Origin of the sequence: Moritella sp. (assembly GCF_033791185.1) — a bacterium.
Lineage (GTDB): Bacteria > Pseudomonadota > Gammaproteobacteria > Enterobacterales > Moritellaceae > Moritella.
In genome coordinates, this window is the sequence record NZ_JASJHF010000090.1 from 1 (window position 1) to 10069 (window position 10069).

Sequence of the window (10069 nt, forward strand, 5' to 3'; positions counted from 1 at the left end):
GATCCTTATTTTGATCAACCGAAATAAGCCACTGAAAATAAATAATATTGCATCACATTCGCATAAATAAAAAGGATAAATAAGCACTATAAACCAGTCATCGCCAGCATAAATTGGGGTTAAAGCGGTAGCAAAATACGATTTATAAAAATATTTATATTCTAAATAATCGCAATTAGCAGACTTTACCGACAAATATACGCTTGATTTAGCCTAATCGACACAGGTTTTAACCTCTGTGTAAAATTAAAAATAAAACTATAACAACTTGATTTATATAAATTAAAATATAATACAATATAGGGTTATTCTACTAACATTAACCAATGGTTACTTTGTAACCATCTCATTTAATTATAATATAACTAATTAGGGTTAATTGATAAATATCAAATCATGTTTAGTTATTACGTAACATAATTACATTAGGTTGTTATACGGCTGTTAATAACATATAATCCTATAGTTAAGGAAGCCATAAAACTAGATATTCTGCCGCAGTTAACTGTTTTAGATAAATAGTCTTATATTTCATGGATGTATTACTCTTACTCCTGATTTAATTGATATACGCATTTAATTATTAATATCAATAATCCGGGCACTAATTTGATCCAAAGCGGAACTAGGTACGTTTATGCAAACCCCAAACATTCTTATCGTAGAAGATGAACTCGTTACACGTAACACCCTAAAAAGCATCTTCGAAGCTGAAGGCTATTCTGTACATGAAGCAAGTAACGGCGATGAAATGTATGAGATCATTGCCAATAATCCTATCAGCTTGGTAATCATGGATATTAACCTTCCAGGTAAAAATGGCTTATTGTTAGCACGTGAACTTCGTGACCAACATAATCTAGCGCTAATGTTTTTAACTGGTCGCGACAATGAAGTTGACAAGATTTTAGGTCTAGAAATTGGCGCTGATGATTACATTACCAAGCCATTTAACCCACGTGAACTAACTATTCGTGCACGTAACCTGCTCGGCCGTACTTTTACCAAGCTACCTGTAGCTGACGAAGAAAAAGCCATTGTTGAAGAGTATGAATTTAATGGCTGGCGCTTAAATATTAATAGTCGCTCTCTTATTAGCCCACTGGATGATTCATTCAAACTACCACGTAGTGAATTCCGTGCGATGCTACATTTTGTAGAGAACCCTGGTAAAATTCAAACACGTGCTATGTTATTGAAGAAGATGACCGGCCGTGAACTTAAACCACACGATCGTACCGTTGATGTAACTATTCGTCGTATCCGTAAGCATTTTGAAAGCATTGCTGATACGCCTGAAATCATCGCGACAATCCATGGTGAAGGTTACCGTTTTTGCGGTGAATTAAGCTAAGTGATGATATTACTGTCTGCATGTTAAAGTGCAACAGAGACAAAAAAAGCGCTAATTAGCGCTTTTTTTGTATCTAAAATATATCAACTGGCTGATTAACTCACGCTAACTCGACCTTTCACGCCACGTAAAATAGCTTGTAGCAGTTCACTGGCATCAAATTTAGTTAGCGCTTCATCGGCACCAATTTGCTGAGCACGTTCAGTACTAATTTCGCTGGATAATGAGGTATGCAGAATAATATAAGTCGCAGACACATTTGGCGTACTACGCACTTCAAATGCCACCTCATAACCATCTAAACCAGGCATTTCAATATCACTAACCAATACATCGACGGGCTTACCAGACTCAACCGCCAACTGCATAACAGCTAATGCATCTTGGCCATTTTTAGACACTTGATAATGGATCCCTGCAGCATCTAACGCGCTACCGAGTTGATTACGAGCCACCATCGAATCATCCACAACTAGAATTTCTTTAGTGCGTAACTCTTCCAGCTCAAGATCTGTAAACTGAGGCAGCTCAACCTCATCATCAGGATAGATATCCGCTAACAAACGTTCAACGTCCATTAACTGAATGAGTTGACCATCAACATGCATTACCCCTGTGGTATAGATGTTACAACCCAGCGAGCTACAAGGTGCCTTGATATCTTTCCAATCACAGTCCATGATCTTATCAATATGACGAACCAAGAAACCAACCACTTGGCGGCTACAATCGGTAATAATAATATTACATGAATCATATTCTTCTTTCGTCACAGCGCGGTAACCTACAGCGCTAGCCATATCAATAATAGGAATTGTTCTACCACGCAGCGTTGCAGCCCCCATGACCATAGGGTGAGAACCCGGTAACGAATAAAGACGTGTAGAGGGAACAATTTCTTGTACTTTTAAGGTACCAATCGCAAATTTTTGCTGGAGATTTAATTTAAATAATAATAAACCTTGTGACTGACTCATTACCCTTCCTACTCATTAATTGATATATTGACTAACGAGACTATAGCACAATTAAGCATATACATAGTTTGATCAAACCAATAAAAAAGGCCGCAATAATTGCGACCTTTTAATCTCGTTACTATGTTAGCCGTTTGACCACCTAAACTTAGTCGCGATTAACCTAAATTTACGCGCGCATTACGGAACATACGCATCCACGGGCTATCTTCACCCCATTCTTCTGGATGCCATGAGTTGCTCACACTGCGGAATACACGTTCCGGATGTGGCATCATGATAGTTACGCGACCATCTGTGGTTGTTAAACCAGTAATACCTAATGGCGAACCATTTGGATTTGATGGGTATTGCGTCGTTGGTTGACCATAGTTATCAACGAAGTTAAGCGCCACTGTACCACTGTTACTCAGTGCTTGCAGATGGGCATCATCGCGTAATTCAATACGACCTTCACCGTGAGATACAGCGATAGGCATTCTTGAACCAGCGAGGTCACCTAAGAATATTGACGGATTTTTCGGTACTTCAACCAAGCTGAAACGTGCTTCAAAACGTTCTGATTGGTTGGTAACGAAACGTGGCCATAATTCTGAACCTGGGATAAGTTCACCCAAGTTCGATAACATCTGACAACCATTACATACACCCAGTGAGAAGCTGTCTTCACGTGCGAAGAAAGCCGCAAACTGATCGCGTGCTTGTGGGTTAAACAAGATTGATTTAGCCCAACCTTCGCCCGCACCCAGTACGTCACCGTAAGAGAAACCACCACAAGCCGCAAGGCCAGCGAAGTCTGCAAGGTTAACGCGACCACTTAAAATATCACTCATGTGAATATCTTGAGCAGCAAAGCCAGCACGATCAAATGCAGCCGCCATTTCCGTTTGCGAGTTTACACCCTGCTCACGTAAAATAGCCATTTTAGGCTGCACACCAGTCATGATGTAAGGGGCGGCAATATCATCGTTAACATCAAAGCTTAAGTTAACGTTGAGACCAGGGTCTTTGACGTCAAGTTTAAGATCAAACTCTTGCTGTGCGCAGCTCGGGTTATCACGTAATGCTTGCATCTTAAGCGTCGTTTCAGCCCAAATCGCACGGAAGTAAGTACGGCTTTCAGCTAATACGTTGTCGCCATTACGGGTGAAACGTACCATGTCATCTGCATTTGTAGAACCAATTACATGGCAACATGCTGCAAGGCCGTGGCCAGCTAAGGTTGTTAGTACTTGCTCTTTCATCGCTGAAGATACTTGGATAACCGCGCCTAGCTCTTCTGAGTAAAGCGCCGCAAGATCATCAGTACCCAACATATCAAGTTCAACATCAACACCACAGTGACCAGCAAATGCCATCTCTGTAATTGTTGAGAATAAACCACCATCACTACGATCATGATAAGCCAGTAAAGATTGCTCTTTCACTAATACTTGCATTGCATCGAAGAAGCCTTTCAGCTGCTCAGCGCTATCCACATCAGGAGTCTGCTGACCCAGTTGCTTGTATACTTGTGCTAATGAAGAGGCGCCGAGACGGTTTTTACCATTACCTAAATCGATAAGGATCAGGTCTGTCACGCCTTTGTCAGTACGTAGCTGTGGCGTTACTGTTTTACGTACGTCAGTCACACGACCGAATGCAGTAATAATCAGTGACAACGGTGAAGTAACTTCTTTGTTTTCACCTTCATCTTCCCAGCGCGTCTTCATTGACATTGAATCTTTACCCACTGGAATAGTCAGGTTCAATTCAGGACAAAGTTCTTCACCTACCGCTTTAACCGCCGCATATAAACCGGCATCTTCACCAGGGTGACCCGCTGCAGACATCCAGTTAGCAGAAAGATTGATACGGGTTAAATCGCCAATTTCTGTTGCTGCGATGTTTGTTAATGCTTCAGCAACAGCCATACGGCTTGATGCAGGGAAGTTCAACAAGGCTAACGGCGTACGTTCACCGATTGCCATTGCTTCACCTGCGTAAGTATCAAAACTTGCTGCTGTTACTGCGCAATCGGCAACAGGAACCTGCCAAGGACCAACCATTTGATCACGTGCAACCAGACCCGTTACCGAGCGGTCACCGATGGTGATCAAGAAAGTCTTTTCAGCAATTGCAGGTAAACGTAATAGACGTTCTGAAGCGTCTTTAACGGTAATGCCAGTAAAGTCTAATGCTTGACCTTCTGTCACTAGCGTTGTTGCTTCACGGTGCATCTTAGGCGCTTTACCTAATAATACTTCCATTGGCATATCAATTGGCGTTTCGTCTAATAACGAATCCGTTACTGATAAATGCAACTCTTCGGTCGCCACGCCCACTACAGAGAAGGGGGTACGCTCACGTTTACAAATAGCTTCAAATGTTGCCATGTTTTCTGGAGCAACAGCCATAACATAACGTTCTTGTGATTCATTACACCAAATTTCAAGCGGTGACATGCCTGGTTCATCGTTGTTGATATCACGTAATTCAAACTTAGCACCACGACCACCATCATGGACTAGTTCAGGAAAGGCGTTTGATAAACCGCCCGCGCCCACATCGTGAATGAAGGCAATTGGATTGTCTTCACCCATCTGCCAACAACGGTCGATAACTTCCTGACAACGACGTTCCATCTCTGGATTTTCACGTTGTACAGAAGCGAAATCTAAATCTTCGTGTGACTGACCTGAATCCATTGATGAAGCGGCACTGCCACCTAAACCAATGTTCATGGCCGGACCACCTAGCGCGATTAATTTAGCGCCAACTGGAATATCACCTTTTTGCACGTGCTGGTCACGGATGTTACCGAGACCACCAGCAAGCATAATTGGCTTGTGATAACCACGTACTTCCACACCGTTATGGCTGTTAACTTCAGCTTCATAAGTACGGAAATAACCTAATAGGTTAGGACGACCAAATTCGTTGTTAAATGCCGCGCCACCCAGAGGACCTTCTAGCATAATGTCTAATGCACTAACGATACGACCAGGCTTACCAAAGTCGGTTTCCCACGGCTGTTCAAATGCTGGAATACGTAAATTAGATACGCTGAAACCAACTAAACCTGCTTTAGGTTTCGAACCACGACCCGTTGCGCCTTCATCACGAATCTCACCACCAGAACCTGTCGCGGCACCAGGCCAAGGCGAGATTGCGGTTGGGTGATTGTGAGTCTCAACTTTCATCAGGATCTGAATATCTTCTTGGTGATATTCATACTGCTGAGTTTGTGGATCAGGGAAGAAACGGCCGGCTTTTGAACCTTCCATCACAGAAGCATTGTCTTTATATGCAGATAAAACATGATCACCGGTTTGTTCGAAGGTGTTCTTGATCATCTTGAATAATGATTTCTCTTGGTCTTGGCCATCAATGGTCCAATCCGCATTAAAAATCTTATGACGGCAATGTTCTGAGTTTGCTTGGGCAAACATCATTAATTCGATGTCATTTGGATTACGTTTTAACTGCGTAAAACTGGCAATCAAGTAATCAATTTCATCTTCAGCCAATGCTAAACCTAATTTAACATTCGCATCAACAAGAGCCTCACGGCCACCCGCTAAGATATCAACAGACTTCAATGGACGCGCTTGTGCTTGAACAAATAATTGTTCCGCTGCATCTAGACAGTCAAATACACTTTCCATCATACGGTCGTGCATAAGGCTTGCAGCAGTTTGTAGTTGGGTTGGTGTAAGTGGTGTAGATGAAGAGAGGTAGTAAGCGATGCCACGTTCAAGACGTTTTACGTTAGAAAGGCCGCAGTTGATTGCGATGTCGGTAGATTTAGAAGACCAAGGAGAGATAGTGCCGGGACGAGGAGTGACGAGAAGGAGAGTTCCTTCGGGAGCGTGCTCTGCAATTCTTGGCCCGTAGGTCAACAATTTTTCCAGGACACTCCGTTCATTGTCACTGAGCGGGGTTGTTACATCAGCAAAATGGATGTACTCCGCGTAAATTGTTATATCCGATAATCCTACATCATTACATCGTTCGACTAGCTTGCTAGTACGAAACTCAGAAAGCGCTGGCGCTCCTCGCATTATATGCATTAACTTTTTCTCACTAATAAGGGTTACTGGGGAAAAATCCCGGCCATTATATGCAAATTATGACCATAACGATAGCGTTACATGAACAACACGTTAATTTACTAATCAGTTTTTTGGCGCCTTAGCCGATAACATAGTTAACAGTACTGATAACATCATCATTTCATAGATACATTAACACTGTTTTTTTATACAGCCGTTTGAGATTAAGTATTGTGTAATGGTAACGAAAACGCTATAAACATAGATCTCATATAGATATTTATATTTTCATATTAAAAGGTTATGACTTGCAGACATTTTTAGCACGCTTACATCTATTTTTTAAACCTTGCTTAATCTTTATATTAAGCGTGGTGGTTTCTGGTTGCATGCAAGAGCAAGACACCAGAACACCATTAGAAAAGATCCAAGAAACGGGCGAGCTGCATGTGAAAACCATTTACGGTCCTGCTAACTATTATATTGAAGGTAATAAGCCAGCTGGCCTTGAATATGAATTATTAAAACAGTTCAGTGATTATCTCGGTGTGGAATTAATCATTCATCCCTACCATTCACTTAAAAGTATGCTTGAAGCAGAACCGACTAACCAGAAACCCTTTGCCTTATCAGCGGCAGGTTTAACGCGCACCGAAAAACGCCTCGAAGATTTTCGTATGGGCCCGAGCTACTATGAAGTAAAGCAATTACTCATTTACCGTAAAGGCAGCCTGAGACCGCGTAATCTACAGCAAGTTGTAGACCCTATTTATGTAGTGAAAAGTTCCAGTCATGAAGAGTACGTACAAAAACTGCAACGTGATTATCCCGAGCTCAACATTACTTATAAGACCTTTCCTGACGAAGAGATCTTATTCAGTAATTTAGAACAAGGTAACATCAAGCTCGCCATCGCCGATGATACCTCATTATCTCAACATCAATATTATTACCCCCATTTGAATAAAGCCTTCATCCTTGAGGATGAGCTGGATGTTGTTTGGTTAATGGATAAAAATGACGATGATTCGATAGCCAATGCGGTACTGGCTTTTTTTACCTTACAGCAAATATCCGGCAAGATGGAGCAACTACAAGAAAAGTATTTTGGTCACATCGATACCTTTGATTTTGTCGATACCCGTACTTTCTTACGTCGTGTGGACTCACAACTGCCTAAATACGAGGCTTTATTTCGTCAATATGCGGGGCAATTAGATTGGCGTTTACTTGCAGCAGTGAGTTATCAAGAATCACATTGGAATCCGAAAGCAAAATCCCCGACTGGGGTGCGTGGCATGATGATGTTAACTTGGCCTACCGCGAGAGAGTTTGGCGTAACCTCACGTATTGATGCTGAACAAAGTGTGCGGGCGGGCTCAGCCTATTTGGCCAAGTTGATTAATCGTCTGCCGGATACGATTTATGAACATGAAAAACCTTGGTTTGCATTAGCCGCCTATAACATCGGCTACAGTCATTTAATTGATGCGCGTAAAATCACTGAAAAACTCGGTGGCAATGAAAATAGCTGGACTGAAGTCAAAGCCATAATTCCGTTATTACAACAACGTAAATGGTACAAACATACCCGTTTTGGCTATGCGCGAGGTAATGAGGCCATCAAGTATGTCAGTAACATTCGTAAATATTACGATAGCTTGCGTTGGTTTGACGAACAGATAAACATGACCGAAAAAGTAGCGCGTGATGTGGGTGTTGAGATCTCCACAGAAACAGAACAAATATTAGTGAGCCTAGGGCTAGAATAATATCGCGTCACTGTCACAATATGCACATAAAACTGACATAAAAGTTTCATGTGCAAGTTATTTATATTAGTGTATGTTAATGAACATAAAGATAAAAAACGCCTAGGACTAGGCAGAGAACATTAAAGGATAGCAAGATGCTAAAAAAAAGAACTAAGCTAAAAGTGAAAACACCAAGACGCCAAATATCACGCTCAAGAACCAATCGTTCGTTACTTAATCGTCAGCGCGCATTCTTTTTACAAAATGAATGCCCGACTGATTATAGCGCTCAAACACTCGCACTAAACTAACCTTTCTGTAATAACTTCAGGGCTTTTTTCTCTTTACGGCGGCGTTTAAAAAACTGACTCAATAATGCGCCGGTCTCATTCGCAAAAACCCCTGAACGCACTTCAATTTGATGATTCAATTGAGGATGTGCCACCAAATTAAATACCGAACCTGCCGACCCTGTTTTTAAATCTACCGCACCGTATACCAAACGCTTGACTCGACTATGTACCATTGCGCCTGCGCACATAGAACAAGGCTCTAGCGTCACATACAGCGTGGCATCAATAAGGCGATAATTCTCTACCGTTTTGCCCGCGGCACGTAATGCCATAATTTCAGCATGCGCAGTCGCATCATGTGCGTTAATCGATTGATTCCAACCTTCACCAATGATTTCGCCTTCAAGTACCACTACAGCACCGACAGGCACTTCATCAATCGCTTCCGCTTTACCTGCGAGCATGATCGCGTATTGCATCCAGCGTTCATCTACTTGAATTTGTTCCGGAGTCAGATCTAAATTAGGTGCTAAATCGGGTGAAAGGCTTTTATCGTCGCTAAGGGTTTGGATAATATCTTCGGTCATGACTATCTACAATGCAGTGTAATTTATAGCGATCATAACATAAATTACGCTGCATCAAATACACCTCTATTTTGAGTCATTGAACGATACGTTCACTTTTTAAAAACAACCACCACGCACAACATTCAACATAATAAACACATTTAATCTAGGTAATGGATTAATCTGTAAAATCGACTTTAAAACCAGATAAAAAAACATTAAAAACAATATAAACAATCACTTAACACCAACCAATTCATGACGCGTCGTTTCATTGAGAAACCTTAATTATACGAATTAATACTTAATCATTAGAGTCTTTGGTGTTTTTAAGCAAAAGTGTCGGCTTAAATGCTAACCACAAAATGGACCAGTAACATGAAGTTAATAAATATAGGACGTTGTGCAAGTGTGTTGATTAGTTGCATCGCGATTAGTGCATGCCAATCAGGTGAAGAAAGTGACCAAGCGCCAACAGATATGTACGTGCCATTTTCAATTAGCGCACTACCTATGCCGAATGACGGATATGGCTATGACGCTGACTTCACAATTTCATTACCAGGTGAAGATGACGTTAACGACATTGATAGAGAAAACTTCTATCGCAGCTCTGATACTATTTACGCCGCTTTAGATGGCTGGGGGTTATGTACTGAGCCAATGCAAATTCCAATTGCTAATCTACATGGCACTGAAAGGTACCCGCTTGATCCTGCCACATTGGCGAATAACGTTATCTTAGTAGCGGAAAATGGCACGCCTGTTGTCGCAAATATATCTGCAACCAGTGAACATATTCAAATTGAATGTACGGCGACGTTAGTAGAAAGCACCACTTATTTCCTTGCTGTTAATGATCAAATAAAAACCCAAGATGGCCTCGCCCTAAAAGCAGACCCCACATTAACCAATTTATTGGCCAACGATGACGGTGAGCTAACAGAGCAAGAAATTGACGTCAAAGCACAAATTAATGCTGCAATAACGGCGACTGGAATACCTGCAGAGCACATGGCTTATGCGGCACAATTTACAACACAGAGTAGTTATGCAATCTCAGATAGTATCATTGAAAATAATGCCAC

6 protein-coding genes and 1 pseudogene are annotated in these 10069 nt (G+C 41.6%); 4 read left to right on the top strand and 3 right to left on the bottom strand.

Annotated features, from left to right (window positions below; all coding sequences use genetic code 11):
- The first annotated feature begins 637 nt into the window (after positions 1 to 637).
- The gene (arcA, locus tag QNK26_RS05740) at positions 638 to 1354 is read left to right on the top strand and encodes a two-component system response regulator ArcA (protein WP_319221444.1); all 717 of its coding nucleotides are present in this window, start codon (positions 638 to 640) and stop codon (positions 1352 to 1354) included.
- A gap of 95 nt (positions 1355 to 1449) precedes the next feature.
- Here the strand turns inward: arcA and QNK26_RS05745 are convergent, their stop codons facing one another.
- Together QNK26_RS05745 and purL are read right to left on the bottom strand one after the other, a co-directional pair.
- Positions 1450 to 2331, bottom strand: coding sequence for a chemotaxis protein (locus QNK26_RS05745; RefSeq protein WP_319221446.1), 882 nt, complete (start codon positions 2329 to 2331; stop codon positions 1450 to 1452).
- Positions 2332 to 2489: 158 nt separating this feature from the next.
- A complete protein-coding gene (gene purL / locus QNK26_RS05750) occupies positions 2490 to 6383 on the bottom strand; it encodes a phosphoribosylformylglycinamidine synthase (protein ID WP_319221447.1) in 3894 nt (1297 codons plus the stop codon).
- A 290-nt stretch (positions 6384 to 6673) separates the two neighbouring features.
- Here purL and mltF point away from each other — a divergent pair, with 290 nt between their 5' ends.
- Positions 6674 to 8137 (top strand): membrane-bound lytic murein transglycosylase MltF, encoded by a 1464-nt coding sequence (gene mltF, locus QNK26_RS05755; RefSeq protein WP_319221449.1) that lies wholly within the window; start codon positions 6674 to 6676, stop codon positions 8135 to 8137.
- A gap of 137 nt (positions 8138 to 8274) precedes the next feature.
- Positions 8275 to 8430, top strand: a complete 156-nt coding sequence (locus tag QNK26_RS05760; protein WP_319221451.1) for a hypothetical protein — start codon at positions 8275 to 8277, stop codon at positions 8428 to 8430.
- On the opposite strand, the gene tadA is transcribed toward QNK26_RS05760, so the two are convergent.
- The gene (tadA, locus tag QNK26_RS05765) at positions 8427 to 8999 is read right to left on the bottom strand and encodes a tRNA adenosine(34) deaminase TadA (RefSeq protein ID WP_319221452.1); all 573 of its coding nucleotides are present in this window, start codon (positions 8997 to 8999) and stop codon (positions 8427 to 8429) included. The genes QNK26_RS05760 and tadA overlap by 4 nt on opposite strands.
- A 360-nt stretch (positions 9000 to 9359) precedes the next feature.
- Here tadA and QNK26_RS05770 point away from each other — a divergent pair.
- Positions 9360 to 10069: pseudogene (locus QNK26_RS05770) on the top strand (hypothetical protein); the annotation flags it as partial.

Coding starts and splice junctions, on each gene's coding strand:
- arcA (WP_319221444.1), top strand. CDS start 638: ATGCAAACCCCAAACATTCTTATCGTAGAAGATGAACTCGTTACACGT.
- QNK26_RS05760 (WP_319221451.1), top strand. CDS start 8,275: ATGCTAAAAAAAAGAACTAAGCTAAAAGTGAAAACACCAAGACGCCAA.
- QNK26_RS05745 (WP_319221446.1), bottom strand. CDS start 2,331: ATGAGTCAGTCACAAGGTTTATTATTATTTAAATTAAATCTCCAGCAA.
- purL (WP_319221447.1), bottom strand. CDS start 6,383: ATGCATATAATGCGAGGAGCGCCAGCGCTTTCTGAGTTTCGTACTAGC.
- tadA (WP_319221452.1), bottom strand. CDS start 8,999: ATGACCGAAGATATTATCCAAACCCTTAGCGACGATAAAAGCCTTTCA.